Source organism: Pseudomonas sp. LB3P25 (assembly GCF_054897985.1).
On the sequence record NZ_CM142711.1, the window covers coordinates 6,219,199 to 6,235,691 of the forward strand.

General features: G+C 59.5%; 12 protein-coding genes. All 12 read left to right on the forward strand.

What is annotated here, in order from left to right; genetic code table 11:
• The first annotated feature begins 10 nt into the window (after window positions 1–10).
• The 12 genes from ACYZTW_RS28650 (at window position 11) to ACYZTW_RS28705 (ending at window position 16,374) form a co-directional block, all read left to right on the forward strand.
• A complete protein-coding gene (locus ACYZTW_RS28650) occupies window positions 11–1,447 on the forward strand; it encodes a sigma-54-dependent transcriptional regulator (RefSeq protein WP_462002727.1) in 1,437 nt (478 codons plus the stop codon).
• An 888-nt stretch (window positions 1,448–2,335) separates the two neighbouring features.
• Window positions 2,336–3,736, forward strand: a complete 1,401-nt coding sequence (locus ACYZTW_RS28655) for a polynucleotide adenylyltransferase PcnB (protein WP_462002728.1) — start codon at window positions 2,336–2,338, stop codon at window positions 3,734–3,736.
• Window positions 3,737–3,739: 3 nt separating this feature from the next.
• Window positions 3,740–4,225, forward strand: coding sequence for a 2-amino-4-hydroxy-6-hydroxymethyldihydropteridine diphosphokinase (folK, locus tag ACYZTW_RS28660; protein WP_462002729.1), 486 nt, complete (start codon window positions 3,740–3,742; stop codon window positions 4,223–4,225).
• 367 nt (window positions 4,226–4,592) lie between these two features.
• Window positions 4,593–5,393, forward strand: a complete 801-nt coding sequence (gene panB / locus ACYZTW_RS28665; protein WP_462002730.1) for a 3-methyl-2-oxobutanoate hydroxymethyltransferase — start codon at window positions 4,593–4,595, stop codon at window positions 5,391–5,393.
• Entirely contained in the window at window positions 5,390–6,250 is an 861-nt protein-coding gene (gene panC, locus ACYZTW_RS28670; RefSeq protein WP_462002731.1) for a pantoate--beta-alanine ligase, read from the forward strand. Before panB ends, panC begins: the two co-directional genes overlap by 4 nt.
• A 196-nt stretch (window positions 6,251–6,446) precedes the next feature.
• Window positions 6,447–6,827, forward strand: coding sequence for an aspartate 1-decarboxylase (gene panD, locus ACYZTW_RS28675; protein ID WP_137804249.1), 381 nt, complete (start codon window positions 6,447–6,449; stop codon window positions 6,825–6,827).
• 229 nt (window positions 6,828–7,056) lie between these two features.
• A complete protein-coding gene (gene pgi / locus ACYZTW_RS28680) occupies window positions 7,057–8,721 on the forward strand; it encodes a glucose-6-phosphate isomerase (RefSeq protein WP_462002732.1) in 1,665 nt (554 codons plus the stop codon).
• 213 nt (window positions 8,722–8,934) lie between these two features.
• A complete protein-coding gene (gene acs, locus ACYZTW_RS28685; RefSeq protein ID WP_462002733.1) occupies window positions 8,935–10,872 on the forward strand; it encodes an acetate--CoA ligase in 1,938 nt (645 codons plus the stop codon).
• A gap of 65 nt (window positions 10,873–10,937) precedes the next feature.
• On the forward strand, window positions 10,938–11,810 hold the full coding sequence (locus ACYZTW_RS28690) for an oxygenase MpaB family protein (RefSeq protein WP_462002734.1): 873 nt from the start codon (window positions 10,938–10,940) through the stop codon (window positions 11,808–11,810).
• 206 nt (window positions 11,811–12,016) lie between these two features.
• Entirely contained in the window at window positions 12,017–13,033 is a 1,017-nt protein-coding gene (locus ACYZTW_RS28695) for a class I SAM-dependent rRNA methyltransferase (RefSeq protein ID WP_008153314.1), read from the forward strand.
• A gap of 105 nt (window positions 13,034–13,138) precedes the next feature.
• Window positions 13,139–16,078, forward strand: coding sequence for a DUF748 domain-containing protein (locus ACYZTW_RS28700; protein WP_462002735.1), 2,940 nt, complete (start codon window positions 13,139–13,141; stop codon window positions 16,076–16,078).
• Entirely contained in the window at window positions 16,078–16,374 is a 297-nt protein-coding gene (locus ACYZTW_RS28705) for a DUF2845 domain-containing protein (protein WP_462002736.1), read from the forward strand. The genes ACYZTW_RS28700 and ACYZTW_RS28705 overlap by 1 nt, the downstream gene beginning before the upstream one ends.
• Window positions 16,375–16,493: the final 119 nt, after the last annotated feature.

Genomic DNA, 16,493 nt, shown 5'->3' on the forward strand with positions numbered 1-16,493 from the left:
TATCGAATCAATGCCGCACATTTTGATCGTCGAAGACGAAACAATTATCCGCTCCGCCTTGCGCCGCCTGCTGGAACGTAACCAGTACCAGGTCAGCGAAGCCGGTTCAGTGCAGGAAGCACAAGAACGCTTCACCATTCCCACGTTCGACCTGATCGTCAGCGACCTGCGTCTGCCTGGCGCGCCTGGCACCGAGTTGATCAAACTCGGCCAAGGCACTCCGGTGCTGATCATGACCAGCTACGCCAGCCTGCGTTCGGCCGTCGACTCGATGAAGATGGGCGCGGTCGATTACATCGCCAAGCCTTTCGATCATGACGAAATGCTTCAGGCCGTCGCGCGAATCCTGCGTGACCGGCAATCGGTGCAAGCCAGCGGTGAACCTGCCGTCGGCAAAGCCGGCAACGGCGCCGCGAAACCGGGTGTCAATAACAGCAACGGCGAAATCGGCATCATCGGCTCCTGCCCGCCTATGCAGGATCTGTACAGCAAGATCCGCAAAGTCGCGCCAACCGACTCCAATGTCCTGATCCAGGGCGAATCCGGCACCGGTAAAGAACTGGTGGCGCGCGCCCTGCACAATCTGTCCAAACGCGCCAAGGCGCCGATGATTTCGGTGAACTGCGCCGCCATTCCGGAAAGCCTGATCGAGTCCGAACTGTTCGGCCACGAAAAAGGCGCGTTCACTGGCGCCAGCGCCGGGCGTGCCGGCCTGGTGGAAGCGGCCGACGGCGGCACCTTGTTCCTCGACGAAATCGGCGAACTGCCACTGGAAGCCCAGGCCCGCCTGCTGCGCGTGCTGCAGGAAGGTGAAATTCGTCGCGTGGGTTCGGTGCAGTCACAGAAAGTCGATGTGCGCCTGATCGCCGCGACTCACCGGGACCTCAAGAGCCTGGCGAAAATCGGCCAGTTCCGTGAAGACTTGTATTACCGCCTTCACGTGATCGCTCTGAAACTGCCGGCCCTGCGCGAGCGCGGCGCGGACGTCAACGAAATTGCCACCGCGTTCCTGGCGCGGCAGAGCGCGCGGGTCAACCGCACCGACCTGAAGTTCGCCCCGGATGCCGAGCAGGCCATTCGTCATTACGCCTGGCCGGGTAACGTTCGAGAACTGGAAAATGCAGTAGAACGTGCCGTCATCCTGTGCGAGAGCCCGGAGATTTCCGCCGAGCTGCTGGGTATCGACATCGAGCTGAGCGATCTGGACGATGACGATTTCATCGGCCTGCCCCCACAACAGGGCAGCGCTGCCGGTAACAATAGCCATGAGCCGACCGAAGATCTGTCGTTGGAAGACTACTTCCAGCACTTCGTTCTCGAGCACCAGGACCACATGACCGAAACCGAGTTGGCGCGCAAACTCGGTGTCAGTCGCAAATGCCTGTGGGAACGCCGTCAGCGCCTGGGCATTCCGCGGCGCAAGACCGGGGTGGCCAGCGAGAGCTGAACCTCGCCTGTCTGATGTGCGGGTAACACGTGACAAGGTGAAAAAACTGTTACCTCAGTTTTTCACGTAACAGAAGCCGGGGCTTACGGTAACGAAGCCCCGGTTTTTTTTGGCCTCTGAAAAGCTCATCTGCCGGCCTAACCCCTTGTTTTGCTGGGCCTCACAAAAGTTGGCACGCACCCTGCTATATGTTTGGTACAAGAACAATAACAAGCAATGCACAAGACAATAAAAATAAGACGTATCGACTCACGCACAATAAAAACAAGACGGCGAGAGGCGCAGCTAACTGATTCTTTTGGAGAGGCGTTGTATTTGGGGCTTGCCCCACGACCAGGCCGAGAACAACAAAAACTGTCACAAGACAGAGCCTGCACTGGTTGGATCGCAAGATCACTGCAACACAGCGACCAAAGCAATCCGTTTGCTCTTGGCTCCCGATTGGGAGGGTCATGAAGGAAATCTTCATGGCGAGGGCACTTAACAAAAACAAAAAGCCCGAATCAAAAATAAAAATAGAGCATGCAACTACTTTCTTGGGGAGCTTCGGCTCCCCTTGTAGTTTCTGCCGTTTGGCCCTCATAGCGGCACTGCGTTCGCCTTTGTAGCAGCTGCCGAGCCTGCGAGGCTGCGTTCGATTGCGAAGCAGTCGCCAATACAAGCACCGGGTTTCTTCTGACACACCGCAATCTCTGGTTTGACGACTGCTTCGCAATCGAACGCAGCCTCGCAGGCTCGGCAGCTGCACAGAGCCAATCCGCACCAACAAGCCCCCCTTCAAGCGCTTGCGCAGCTTCCTACACCATCCCCCGACTAAATGCTAGAATCCCCGCCCATCATGCGGTCATTCTTCGTTATGGCCGAACATTCCTTCAAACAGTGCATCCCATGCTGAAGAAGCTGTTCCAGTCATTCCGTTCTCCCAAGCGTCATACGCAACACATTCGCAGTACGCCTGAAGTGCTCAACAGCGGCCAACATTCGCTGCAAAAGGCCCAATTCAGTCGCTACGCGGTGAACATCGTCGAACGCCTGCAGAACGCCGGTTACCAGGCTTATCTGGTCGGCGGCTGTGTGCGTGACATGCTGCTCGGCATCACGCCAAAAGATTTCGACGTCGCCACCAGTGCCACCCCTGAACAAGTTCGGGCCGAATTCCGCAACGCGCGGATCATCGGTCGTCGCTTCAAGCTGGTGCACATCCACTTTGGCCGCGAAATCATTGAAGTCGCGACCTTCCGCGCCAATCACCCGCAAAACGATGAAGAGGAAGACAGCAACCAGTCCTCACGCAACGAAAGCGGGCGCATCCTGCGCGATAACGTCTATGGCACGCTGGAAGAAGACGCGCAACGCCGCGACTTCACCATCAACGCCTTGTATTACGATCCAGTCAGCGAGCGCATCCTCGACTACGCCAACGGCGTACACGACATCCGCAATCACCTGATCCGCCTGATCGGCGACCCGAAGCAACGCTACCAGGAAGATCCGGTACGGATGCTGCGAGCCGTGCGTTTCGCCGCCAAGCTGAATTTCGGCATCGAAAAACACAGCGCCGCACCAATCCGCGAACTGGCGCCGATGCTGCGCGAGATCCCATCGGCCCGTCTGTTCGAAGAGGTGCTCAAGCTGTTCCTCTCCGGCCATGCCGCGGACACCTTCGAGATGCTGGTCGACCTGCAGCTGTTCGATCCGCTGTTCCCGGCCAGTGCCGAGGCGCTGGAATACAATCCGACCTATACCCACACGCTGATCAGCGAAGCGTTGATCAACACTGATCTGCGGATCAAACAGAACAAACCGGTGACCCCGGCGTTCCTGTTTGCGGCGCTGCTTTGGCCTGCCCTGCCGGCCCGCGTGTTGCGTTTGCAAGAACGTGGCATGCCGCCGATTCCGGCCATGCAGGAAGCGGCTCACGAGTTGATCGCCGAACAGTGCCAGCGCATCGCGATTCCGAAACGCTTCACCATGCCAATCCGCGAGATCTGGGACATGCAGGAGCGTCTGCCACGCCGCAGCGGCAAGCGCGCTGACCTGCTGCTGGACAACCCGCGGTTCCGTGCCGGTTACGACTTTCTGTTGCTGCGCGAAAGCGCCGGTGAGCAAACCGATGGCCTGGGCGAATGGTGGACGGATTATCAGGACGCCAACGACAGCGAACGTCGCGACATGATCCGCGACCTCAGCGGCAAGGATGACGGCACTGGCGCGCCACGCAAACGTCGCCGCAGCGGCGGTGCCAAGCGCAAGCGCGCTGCCGGCGCACCGAGCGCAACGGGCGAGTAATCCATGGAACGCATCTACATCGGCATGGGCAGCAATCTGGCTGACCCCGCCGAACAATTGCGCAGCGCCGTCGAGGCGCTGGCGCAGTTGCCGCAGACCGAACTGATCGGGGTTTCCGCGTTTTATCAGAGCGACTCGCTGCTGCCCGGCCAACCGCGCTACACCAACGCGGTTGCCGCGCTCGACAGCACGCTTGCTCCGTTGGAGCTGCTTGATGCATTGCAAGCCATCGAGAACGAACAGGGCCGTGAACGCCTTCAACGCTGGGGGCCACGCACGCTTGATCTCGATATTGTGTTGTTCGGCGACCGGCTGATCGACGAGCCCCGCCTCAGAGTCCCCCACTACCATCTGCAGGAACGCGCCTTCGTTCTGTATCCGCTAGCCGAATTGGCACCTGCGGATTTGCGTCTGGCCGATGGTCGCAGCCTGAAGGAATTACTCGCAGCCTGCCCGTTCGTCGGGCTGGAACGCCTCACTCTGGCTTAACGCAAATCCCCTGTGGGAGCAGCCTGCTCGCGATAGCGATCTTGCAGTCACCATCATCGTTACATGGCAGACCGCCATCGCGAGCAGGCTCGCTCCCACACTGGGTTTTGTGTCGAACACAAGATCCGCATCTGCTGAAACGCATCAGTTACCCCGGTAACACCCCACGCGTAACAATGCGGTAACACACGCAATTGACTTCCCGAGTTCTCCTCACGACTATAGGCGTCCCGCTGCCGCCAACACGGCGCTGAAGGGCGCAATCCAGGCCTTAAAAGCACGACAACAGACCGTGCGCCTGTCGTTAACGAAGAATCACGCGCGTTACTCGCAGTAGTTTCCACAGCGCCTGAATGAGGAACTTTTCATGCCAGCCATCACCCTGACCACTCTGCAAGGTCTCAAGCAAAAAGGTGAAAAAATCACCATGCTGACCTGCTATGACGCGACCTTCGCCCACGCCTGTAATGAGGCTGGTATCGAAGTGCTGCTGGTGGGCGACTCCCTTGGCATGGTTTTGCAAGGTCACGACAGCACCCTGCCGGTCACCACCGCTGAAATGGCTTACCACGTGGCGGCCGTCAAACGTGGCAACACCGATGCATTGATCCTCGCCGACCTGCCCTTCATGGCCTACGCCACCACCGAACAAGCCATGACCAACAGTGCCCTGTTGATGCAGGCGGGTGCGCATATGGTCAAGGTTGAAGGTGCGCTGTGGCTGGCGGACTCGATCCGGTTGCTGGCCGAACGCGGTATCCCGGTGTGCGCGCACATGGGGCTGACACCGCAATCGGTGAATATCCTCGGCGGCTATAAAGTTCAGGGTCGCAACGAAAACCAGGCGCGGCAGATGCGTGCCGATGCGATCTCCCTGGAACAGGCCGGCGCGGCGATGTTGCTGCTCGAATGCGTACCGAGTGAGCTCGCCGAAGAAATCACCCAAGCGGTGAAAATCCCGGTGATCGGCATCGGCGCCGGCAGTGGCACCGACGGCCAGGTACTGGTTCTGCACGATATGCTTGGCCTGTCGATCACTGGCCGTGTGCCTAAGTTCGTGAAGAACTTCATGGCAGGGCAACAAAACATTCAAGCGGCGCTTGGTGCGTACGTCACTGAAGTCAAAGCGGCGACTTTCCCTGGTATCGAACACGGATTCTCTGCATGAACACCGTAAAAACCGTACGCGAATTGCGGGCCGCCGTGGCCCGTGCCCGCAGTGAAGGCAAGCGCATCGGCTTCGTGCCGACCATGGGCAACCTGCACAGCGGTCATGTTGCACTGGTGACCAAAGCCACCCAACGGGTGGATTTCGTGGTCGCGAGCATTTTCGTCAACCCGCTGCAGTTCGGCGCCGGCGAAGACCTCGACAAGTACCCGCGCACCCTCGCAGCCGATCAGGAGAAACTGCTCCAGGCCGGTTGCCACTTGCTGTTCGCGCCAACCGTTGAAGAAATGTATCCCGAAGGCATGGTCGGCCAGACCCGCGTCAGCGTTCCGCAACTCTCCGAAGGCCTTTGCGGCGCCAGCCGTCCCGGGCATTTCGAAGGCGTGGCGACGGTAGTCACCAAGCTGTTCAACATGGTTCAACCGGACCTGGCGATCTTCGGCCAGAAAGACTTCCAGCAACTGGCAGTGATCCGCGCCCTGGTGCATGACCTGAACATGCCGATCCAGATCATCGGTGAACCGACAGTACGTGCAGCCGATGGCCTGGCGCTGTCGTCGCGCAATGGTTTCCTCAGCGAAGAACAACGGGCCGTTGCGCCGATGGTGTATCGCGGTTTGAGCCAGATTGCCGACGCGATCAAACAGGGCGAACGAGATTTCCCGGCATTGATCGGCGCGCAAATCAAGCAGCTTGAAGCGGCTGGATTGCGTCCTGATTATCTGGAAATTCGCCATGCGCTGACCTTGCGCCCGGCAACTGCGCAAGATCGGGATCTGGTGATTCTGGTGGCGGCGTTCCTGGGCACTACGCGGTTGATCGATAACCTGCATCTGAACCTCGACGCCCCAGCCTAAACACCGCAAAACAATTGTGGGAGCGAGCCTGCTCGCGAAAGCGGTGGATCAGTCGGCATCAATGCTGAATGGCACACCGCATTCGCGAGCAGGCTCGCCCCCACATTGGATCTGCGTCTGATCCCAAGCTGTATTGCTGCTCACAATGGCTTCGGGCAAACTGCCCGCCGTTCGATTCCGACCTGGGGAAACACTCATGCACGCCATCATGCTCAAAGCCAAGCTGCATCGCGCCGAAGTCACCCACGCTGTACTCGATTACGAAGGTTCTTGCGCCATCGACGGCGAATGGCTGGACCTGTCCGGCATCCGTGAGTATGAGCAGATCCAGATCTACAACGTCGACAATGGTGAACGCTTCACCACCTACGCGATTCGTGGCGAAGAAGGTTCGCGCATGATTTCGGTCAACGGTGCCGCGGCGCACAAGGCCAAGGTGGGTGATCGCGTGATCATTTGCGCATACGCCCACTACAGCGAAGCCGAGCTGCTCAACTTCAAGCCACGCATGCTCTACATGGCGCCGGGTAATGAACTGAGCCACACCAGCAATGCCATTCCGGTTCAGATCGCCTGATCCAGTCTTAGCCCCTCCCCCTTCCGTTTGTCGGACCGTTCCCTGCTCGATGTATAAAAAAGTACCGGGAACGGGTCAGACAAAGTCAAGACAGATCGCAGCGCGAGGTTTACTGTATTCGCCCTGTGTCATGAAATCGTGTCGACGCAGTTAGCCGGACGCCGACCCACAGCACTCCGGTATTTTTAGTGTTCAAAAGGCCGTTCAAGTAAAAAGGAAACCCGCAGCGATGGCGTATTACCGCACCCCTCAAGACGTTACCGCTCTGCCCGCCTGGCAAGCGTTGAATGATCACCGCCAAGCCATGCAAGATTTCAGCATGCGCGAAGCCTTTAATGCCGATCCGCAGCGCTTTACCCAATTCACCCTCAGCAGCTGCGGCCTGTTTCTCGACTACTCGAAGAACCTGATCAACGCCCAGACCCGCGATCTGCTGGTGGGCCTGGCCAACGAAGTCGATCTCCAGGGCGCGATCAAGGCACTGTTCGAAGGCGAAATCGTCAACTCCTCCGAAGGCCGTCCGGCCTTGCACACCGCGCTCCGCCGTCCGGTTGGCGACAAGCTGTCGGTGAACGGCGTCAACGTGATGCCGGAAGTGCACAAGGTCCTGAACCAGATCACCGACCTCGTGGGCCGTATCCACGACGGTTTGTGGCGCGGCTACTCCGAGAAGCCGATCACTGACGTGGTGAACATCGGCATCGGTGGCTCGTTCCTCGGCCCGGAGCTGGTCTCCGAAGCGCTGCTGTCCTACGCTCAGAAAGGCGTGCGCTGCCATTACCTGGCGAACATCGACGGCAGTGAGTTCCACGAACTGACCATGAAACTGCGTGCCGAAACCACGCTGTTCATCGTTTCGTCGAAATCCTTCAACACCCTCGAAACCCTGAAGAATGCCCAGGCCGCACGTGCCTGGTACCTGGCTCAGGGTGGTTCGGAAGCCGAGCTGTATCGTCACTTCATCGCCGTCTCCAGTAACAATGCAGCGGCTGTGGCATTCGGGATCCGCGAAGAAAACATCTTCCCGATGTGGGACTGGGTTGGCGGCCGTTACTCGCTGTGGTCGGCCATCGGTCTGCCGATCGCCCTGGCCATCGGCATGTCGAACTTCAAGGAGCTGCTGTCCGGTGCCTACACCATGGACCAGCATTTCCAGAGCGCGCCATTCGAACAGAACATGCCGGTGCTGCTGGCGTTGCTCGGCGTCTGGTACGGCAACTTCTGGGGTGCACAGAGCCACGCGATCCTGCCGTACGACCACTACCTGCGTAACATCACCAAGCACTTGCAACAGCTCGACATGGAATCCAACGGCAAGAGCGTGCGCCAGGACGGCACCCCGGTGTCCACCGACACCGGCCCGGTGATCTGGGGTGGCGTCGGCTGCAACGGTCAGCATGCGTATCACCAGTTGCTGCACCAGGGCACTCAACTGATCCCGGCCGACTTCATCGTGCCGATCGTCAGCTTCAACCCGGTGTCCGATCACCACCAGTGGCTGTACGCCAACTGCCTGTCGCAAAGCCAGGCGCTGATGCTGGGCAAGACCCTTGCCGAGGCCGAAGCCGAGTTGCGCGACAAAGGCATGAGCGAAGAGGACGTGCAGAAACTCGCGCCTCACAAGGTGATCCCGGGCAACCGCCCAAGCAATACGTTGGTGGTCGAGCGCATCAGCCCGCGTCGCCTCGGCGCATTGGTGGCGATGTACGAACACAAAGTCTTCGTGCAAAGCGTGATCTGGGGCATCAACGCCTTCGACCAGTGGGGTGTGGAACTGGGTAAAGAACTGGGCAAAGGTGTCTACAACCGCCTGGTCGGCAGCGAAGAAACCCCGGCTGACGATGCTTCGACCCAAGGTTTGATCAACTACTTCCGCGGTCGTCACCGCGGGTGATCTGACGCAGCACTTGCTATTCCCTGTGGGAGCGAGCCTGCTCGCGAATACGGTTTTTCATTCAACATTGATGTTGGCTGATCCATCGTATTCGCGAGCAGGCTCGCTCCCACAGTTGTTTTGGGTCACCTCCCCATTAGGCGTTCGGCTTGAACCCTTTCGCTACTCGGCGCATCTTTATTACTTGTCGCAAAACAAGAATAAGGAACCGTCATGTTCGATATCAGCACGTTCCCCCAAGCCGATGCCGTCCGCCGGGCTGCACAATTAAGTCAAGACGACTACAAGCGCCTGTACCGCCAATCCATCGACCACCCCAGCACCTTCTGGGCCGAACAGGCCACACGCTTTCTCGACTGGAGTACGCCGTGGGATACCGTCCAGCGCTATAACCTGAAAACCGGTGAGGCGAGCTGGTTCGCCGGCGGAAAGTTAAATGTCAGTTACAACTGCATCGACCGTCACCTGGAAAAGCGCGGCGATCAAATCGCGATCATCTGGGAAGGCGACGACCCTGCCGAATCCGTGCAGATCACCTACAAAAAACTTCATCACAACGTCTGTCGCCTGGCCAACGTGCTCAAAAGCCGTGGCGTGAAGAAAGGCGACCGCGTGTGCATCTATATGCCGATGATCCCCGAAGCCGCCTACGCCATGCTCGCCTGCACGCGCATTGGTGCGGTGCATTCAGTGGTGTTCGGTGGTTTCTCTCCAGACTCTGTGCGTGATCGGATTCTCGATGCCGACTGCCGCACCGTGATCACCGCCGATGAAGGCGTGCGCGGCGGTAAAGTCGTGCCGCTCAAGCAGAAGGTCGACAAGGCGTTGCAAAGTTGCCCGAACGTCAGCACCGTCATCGTGGTCGAGCGCACTCAGGGCGAAGTGGACTGGGTCGAGGGCCGGGACATCTGGTATCACCAGGCGCTGCGCGACGTCAGCGACGATTGCCCGCCTGAGCCGATGGACGCCGAAGACCCGCTGTTTATCCTCTACACCTCCGGCAGCACCGGCAAACCCAAAGGCGTGCTGCACACCACCGGCGGCTACCTGCTGCAAGCGGCGATGACCTTCAAGTACGTACTCGACTACCGCGACGACGAAGTCTTTTGGTGCACCGCCGATGTCGGCTGGGTCACCGGCCACAGCTACATCGTCTACGGTCCTCTGGCCAACGGCGCGACCACGCTGATCTTCGAAGGCGTCCCGAGCTACCCGAGCAGCTCGCGCTTCTGGCAGGTGATCGACAAGCACCATGTGAACATTTTCTATACCGCCCCGACCGCCTTGCGCTCCCTGATGCGTGAAGGCCCCGAACCGTTGAAGGAAACCTCCCGCGCGAGCCTCAGATTACTCGGCAGTGTCGGTGAGCCCATCAACCCGGAAGCGTGGGAGTGGTATTTCAATGCCGTCGGCGAACAGCGCTGTCCGATCGTCGATACCTGGTGGCAGACCGAAACCGGCGGCATCATGCTCAGCCCGCTGGTCAGCGCTCAACGGATCAAACCCGGTTGCGCCACGCAACCGATGTTCGGCGTGCAACCGGTGCTGCTCGATGAAACGGGCAAGGAAATCAAAGGCGCCGGCAGCGGCGTGCTGGCGATCAAATCCAGCTGGCCGGCGCAGATCCGCAGCGTCTACGGCGACCCGCAACGAATGGTCGAGACCTACTTCAAGCCCTACCCCGGTTACTACTTCACCGGCGACGGTGCCCGGCGCGATGAGGATGGTGATTACTGGATCACCGGGCGCATCGACGACGTGATCAACGTCTCCGGGCACCGCATCGGCACCGCGGAAGTGGAAAGCGCGCTCGTGCTGCACGACAGCATCGCCGAAGCGGCGGTGGTCGGTTACCCCCACGACATCAAGGGCCAGGGCATCTACGCCTTCGTCACCCCCATGAACGGCACCGAGCCCAATGACGAACTGAAGAAAGCACTGCTGGACCACGTCAGCAAGGAAATCGGCAGTTTCGCCAAACCGGACCTGATCCAGTGGGCGCCGGCCTTGCCGAAAACCCGTTCGGGCAAAATCATGCGACGGATTCTGCGCAAAATCGCCTGTAACGAACTAGACAGCCTGGGCGACACCTCGACCCTGGCTGATCCGAGCGTGGTCCAGGAGTTGGTCGATAAACGCCTGAATCAATAAGCTCATGCTTTAAACTTCCCGGCGCGGCCGTAACAGCCGCGCCTTTTTTTCGCCACTGAGTCGCCATGGAATTCATTCGAACCCGTATCGAAACCCAGGTCATGAGCCTGAGCGGTTTGTCACTCGGCAAGCTCGACCTGGAAAACCCCAAGGGCGATCCCGGCCTGTTCGGCCCCGATTCGGTGAGCTGGCAAGTGCATGGAGACTTCAGCAGCATGCTAATCGGCGGCATCAGCGCCCTGATGCTGCAAGCACTGCATCCACTGGCCCTGGCCGGGGTCTGGGACCATTCGAATTTCCGCGAGGACATGCTCGGCCGACTGCGCCGCACCGGGCAGTTCATTTCCGGCACCACATTCGGTTCGCGAAAAGACGCCGACTGGCTGATCGAGAAAGTCCGTACCATCCACCTGCAAGTGACCGGCACGGCACCGGATGGCCGGCCCTACGCCGCCAGCGATCCCGAGCTGCTGACCTGGGTGCACGTGGCCGAGGTCAGCAACTTCCTCGCTGCCCATTTGCGTTACCGCAATCCGAAGCTGTCCCTGGCTGATCAGGACCGTTACTACGCGGAAATCGCGTTGGTCGCCGAACGGCTCGGCGCCTGTAACGTGCCGCGTTCGCGGCAGGAAATTGCCGATTACCTTGAGCGCATTCGCCCACAGCTGCTGTGCGACGAGCGCAGTCGCGAAGTGTTGCGGCTGCTGCTGAACGCCCCCTCCCCCAGTCGTTTGGCCAGGCCTTTCGGCGGTTTGATGATGCAAGCCGGAATCGACCTGCTGCCGGACTGGGCCAGTGACATGCTGGGTGTCCAACAGAGCCCGCTGCAACGCAAGCTGATCCGCGCCGGCGTCAATCGCAGCGCGCCGATGCTGCGTTGGGCGGTGCGTAACGGCTCGGTGCAGCGGGCTAAACGCCGGATGGGTTTACTGACCTGAGCTCAGGCCATACACAAAAAACGCTGAATGTCGGCCTTCTGTGGCGAGGGAGCTTGCTCCCGCTCGAGTGCGAAGCGCTCGCAAAATCTTCGACAAGGGCTGAGATTATGGGGGCCGCTTCGCAGCCCAGCGGGAGCAAGCTCCCTCGCCACAGGTGCAATGCTGTTAAACTCCCGCGCCAAATTCCCTCCTGCAAGGCGCCGAGCATGTCTTCCTTGAATCAGGCGCTGCGCGCCGCCCTCGATCGTCGCCAAGACCTGCTGGCCGAACTGCATCAGCAAGGCACCGATTGCTATCGCTTGTTCCACGGCAGCCAGGAAGGCGCCGGCGGCCTGACGATCGACCGCTACGGCCCGCAATTGCTGGTGCAAAGCTTTCACCAGTCGCTGGAACGGGATGCGCTGCTGCAACTGCACGACACCATCAATCAGCACCTGGGCCTCGAAACGCTGCTGGTGTACAACGATCGCTCCCGTGGCAACTCGCGTATCGACCGCGAAGACACTGTCTACCGCGCCGACGAAGCCGCCCTGCAAGACTTGATCGGTCACGAATGGGGCTTGAATTACCGGGTTCGCGGCCGCCACGCCGGCCAGGATCCGCTGCTGTTCCTCGACCTGCGCAACACGCGTGGCTGGGTCAAGCAGCACAGCAAAAACAAAAGCGTGCTGAACCTGTTCGCCTACACCTGTGGCGTCGGCCTGAGTGCGGCGGCCGGTGGTGCGAGCGAAGTCTGCAACCTCGACTTCGCCGAGGGCAACCTGGCCGTCGGCCGTGAGAACGGCTTGCTCAATCCCCAGTTGCCGACCATGGACTTCATCCAGTCCGACTACTTCCCGGCAATCCGTCAATTGGCCGGTCTGCCGATCAGCCAGCGCCGCGGGCAGAAACTGCCAAGCTATCAACGTCTGGAACAGCGTCAGTACGACCTGGTGCTGCTGGATCCGCCGGCCTGGGCCAAGAGCGCTTTCGGCACCGTCGACTTGCTGCGCGACTATCAGAGCCTGCTTAAACCCGCGCTGCTGACCACCGCCGACAATGGCGTGCTGATCTGCTGCAACAACCTGGCAAAAGTCAGCATGGACGACTGGCGCGAGCAAGTTTTGCGTTGTGCAGAGAAAGCCGGCCGGCCGGTACGCGAGTGGACAGTGATGAAACCGGGCGGCGATTTTCCGTCAATGGATGAGCAGCCGCCGCTGAAAACGCTGATTCTGCAGCTCTGAGATTCCTCTGGAAAATCAGATAAATCCTATAAAGCATGATCACTTCGGAACCGGAAACGCGTGCCATACTCCAACGCACTCCGATTCAGACAGATGAAGCCACACATGCCCAAAGGATTGATTCGCGCTATTGGCGCTCTGTTGACCGCTCTAGCCCTCTACAGCCTGCTGGGGTTTCTGATTTTGCCGGGCATCGCGTTGCGGGTGGCCAATCAACAATTGGCCAGTTACGCGACGACGCCCGCCACGATCCAGCGGATCGAACTCAACCCGTTCAGCCTTGAAGTCACCCTTTGGGGACTGATCATCGGCGAGCCGGGCAAGGAGCAGGTCGGCTTTGAGCGACTGCATGCCAACTTGCAGATCGACAGCCTCTGGACCAAGGCGCTGCACCTGTCCGATATCGAAATAGACAAATCCAAGACCGAAATCCTCTTCGGCAAGGACGGTAAGCTCAATCTGCTTGGCCTGTTCAAAATCCCCGCCAGTGAACCGACCCCGGCCGACCCGAACGCCAAACCGTTCCCGTTGCGCATCGAGCGGATCAAACTGGCCGGCGGTGTCGTTCACTTCCAGGATCAACGCCCCAGCGAACCCATCGAATTCCTCTACGACAAACTCAACTTCGAACTGAAAAACCTCAGTACCCTGCCTGAAGACAGTGCCGACATGACCTTGGTGGCCATCGGCCCGGCAGGTGGACAGATCGACTGGACAGGCAATTTCAGCCTGATCCCGATCGCCTCCGAAGGTAAGCTGAAGATCACCAATGGCAAGATGAAAGCCTTTTGGCCTTATGTGCGTGACGCGTTACCACTGGTGCTGGAAAACGGTGTCCTGAACCTGAGCACCGACTACAAACTCAACCTGGCCAAGGAAACCGAACTGCTGTTGAGCAACGTCGCCGTCAGCATCGCGCCGTTCGCGATCAAAGCACCAGACGGTCGACCGCTGGCGAAGCTTGAGCGGCTGGACATCAGCGAAACGACCGTAGACCTGGCCAAGCAGCAAGTGGTCGTCGGTAAGATCCGCAGCCAAAAACTGGAAATGTGGGCCGCCCTCGAAGCCGACGGGCAACTCGATTGGCAGAAACTGTTCGCCAGCCAACCGTCCAAACCGGCCGCCAAAGCCAACGCCGAACCGGCCAGCACCCCGGCAGCCGCCGATTCACCGAAACCCGAACCGGCACCACCGAGCAAGCCATGGCAGGTGCTGCTCAAAGACGTGCAACTGCGCGATTACCAGGTGCATCTGGCTGATCGCAAGGCGCAACCCGCCGTGGCGCTGGACGTCGGCCCGCTGAACCTGGACCTGCAGAATTTCGACAGCCTCAATGGCTCGCCTTTTAACCTCAAGCTCGATACGGGCGTGGGCAAGCAAGGCAAGATCACGGCAGACGGTATCGTCAATCTCGCCCCGGTCAGCGCCAAGTTAAAAGTACAAACCAAGGACATCGACCTGCGCGTCGCCCAGTCCTACATCACCCCGTTCATTCGCCTGGAACTGCGCAGCGGCATGCTCGGCAGCGATCTGGCGGTCGATCTGAAAAGCACCGAGCCGCTGGCATTCAGCGTCACCGGCCGTGCTCAGGTCGATCAACTGCATACCCTCGACACCCTCAAAACCCGCGACTTCCTCAAATGGCAGCAGTTGGTGCTCGAAGGCCTGAACTATCAGCATGGCGACAGCCTGTCGATCGACAAGGTCAACCTGTTCCAGCCTTATGCGCGCTTCATGATCAACGATGACCGCACCACTAACATCGATGATCTGCTGATTCCGCAACCGCCCGACTCCGGCGCCAAAACGGCTGAAGCCAAACCTGCCGGCAAGGAAAAACCGCTGGGCATCCACATTGGCGGCATTGCCATCAATGACGGCTCGGCCAACTTCGCCGACTTCAGCCTGACCCCGAATTTCGCCACGGCCATTCAACAGCTCAATGGGCAAATCGGCACCATCGACAGCCGTCAGGCGAAACCGGCCAGCGTCGATATCAAAGGCAAGGTCGACCGCTATGCGCCGGTCACTATCAAGGGCTCGGTCAACCCGTTCGACCCGATGGCCAGCCTCGACATCGCCACCAGTTTCAAACGTGTTGAACTGACCACGCTCACGCCCTACTCCGGCAAGTTCGCCGGTTACCGCATTCGCAAGGGCCGGCTCAATCTCGACCTGCATTACCTGATCACCAAGGGCCAGCTCAAGGCCGAAAACAAAGTGGTGGTCGAGCAGTTGCAACTGGGTGAGAAAGTCGACAGTCCGGACGCCGTGAGCCTGCCGCTGAAACTGGCGATCGCGCTGCTCAAGGACGTCGACGGCAAGATTTCCATTGAGCTGCCGGTGACCGGTGACCTGAACAACCCGCAGTTCAGCGTCATGCCGATCATCTGGCAGACCCTGCGCAATCTGATCGTCAAAGCCGCCGCGGCGCCGTTCAAAATGATTGGTGGGCTGGTCAGTGGTAGTGGTTCGGAAGATTTGGGCACTGTGTCGTTTGCGCCGGGTTCAAGCGACCTGAGCAAGGAAGCCGAGGGTTCGCTGGTCAAACTGTCCCAGGCCCTCAAGGAACGTCCGGCCCTGCGCCTGGAAATCGAAGGCACGGCTGCCGCCAGCAGCGATGGCCCGCTGATCGCCGAGCAACGTCTGGAGCGGGAATACCAGTACAACTACTACAAAATGCTCCAGCGTCGCGGTGACAAGGTGCCGGCTCAGGCCTCGTTGCTGCAGGTACCGGACAACGAGAAAGGTCCGCTGCTGGAAGGGATCTACCGCACGCGCCTGAAGACGCAGCCGCCCGCCGAATGGAAAGACTTGGGCAAGGAAGAACGCACCGCGAAGATGCGCGCAGACGTGATCAAATTCTGGAGTTCCAGCGACGTACTGTTGCGTCAGTTGGGTCAGGAACGCGCGAGCAGCATCAAGGACTATCTGGTCGACAAGGGTCAGTTGGCCGATGACCGCGTCTACTTCGTCGACGCTAACCTCGGCGAAGCACAAAGTGACGGTCGAGTGGTTACGCCGCTGCATCTGGACGCCGAGTGATGGGCGCGAAATGGCTGATGAGCCTGACTCTGGCCGTGGCCGCCAGTCAGGCCTCGGCAGCGGACACCCTGCGCTGCGGCAGTCAATTGGTCAGTGTCGGGGACAGGTCCAGCGAAGTGCTGCAGAAATGCGGTGAACCGGTCAGCCGTGATCTGTTGGGCTACAAGCGCAGCGCCAACCGACGGGAAGAGTTTCAAGTCGAGGAATGGACCTACGGGCCCAACGGCGGGATGTACCAGTACCTGCGTTTTGAAGGTAATCGTTTGAAGCAGATCACCAGCAAGCGCGGTAACTGAGTCACCACAACTCAATGTGGGAGCGAGCCTGCTCGCGATGGCGGATTAACTTTCAACACATCTGTTGGCTGAAAGTCCGCTTTCGCGAGCAGGCTCGCTCCCACAGTTGTTTTAGGTCT

Coding starts and splice junctions, on each gene's coding strand:
- folK (WP_462002729.1), top strand. CDS start 3,740: ATGGAACGCATCTACATCGGCATGGGCAGCAATCTGGCTGACCCCGCC.
- ACYZTW_RS28655 (WP_462002728.1), top strand. CDS start 2,336: ATGCTGAAGAAGCTGTTCCAGTCATTCCGTTCTCCCAAGCGTCATACG.
- ACYZTW_RS28695 (WP_008153314.1), top strand. CDS start 12,017: ATGTCTTCCTTGAATCAGGCGCTGCGCGCCGCCCTCGATCGTCGCCAA.
- ACYZTW_RS28700 (WP_462002735.1), top strand. CDS start 13,139: ATGCCCAAAGGATTGATTCGCGCTATTGGCGCTCTGTTGACCGCTCTA.
- panB (WP_462002730.1), top strand. CDS start 4,593: ATGCCAGCCATCACCCTGACCACTCTGCAAGGTCTCAAGCAAAAAGGT.
- ACYZTW_RS28705 (WP_462002736.1), top strand. CDS start 16,078: ATGGGCGCGAAATGGCTGATGAGCCTGACTCTGGCCGTGGCCGCCAGT.
- ACYZTW_RS28650 (WP_462002727.1), top strand. CDS start 11: ATGCCGCACATTTTGATCGTCGAAGACGAAACAATTATCCGCTCCGCC.
- ACYZTW_RS28690 (WP_462002734.1), top strand. CDS start 10,938: ATGGAATTCATTCGAACCCGTATCGAAACCCAGGTCATGAGCCTGAGC.
- pgi (WP_462002732.1), top strand. CDS start 7,057: ATGGCGTATTACCGCACCCCTCAAGACGTTACCGCTCTGCCCGCCTGG.
- panC (WP_462002731.1), top strand. CDS start 5,390: ATGAACACCGTAAAAACCGTACGCGAATTGCGGGCCGCCGTGGCCCGT.
- panD (WP_137804249.1), top strand. CDS start 6,447: ATGCACGCCATCATGCTCAAAGCCAAGCTGCATCGCGCCGAAGTCACC.
- acs (WP_462002733.1), top strand. CDS start 8,935: ATGTTCGATATCAGCACGTTCCCCCAAGCCGATGCCGTCCGCCGGGCT.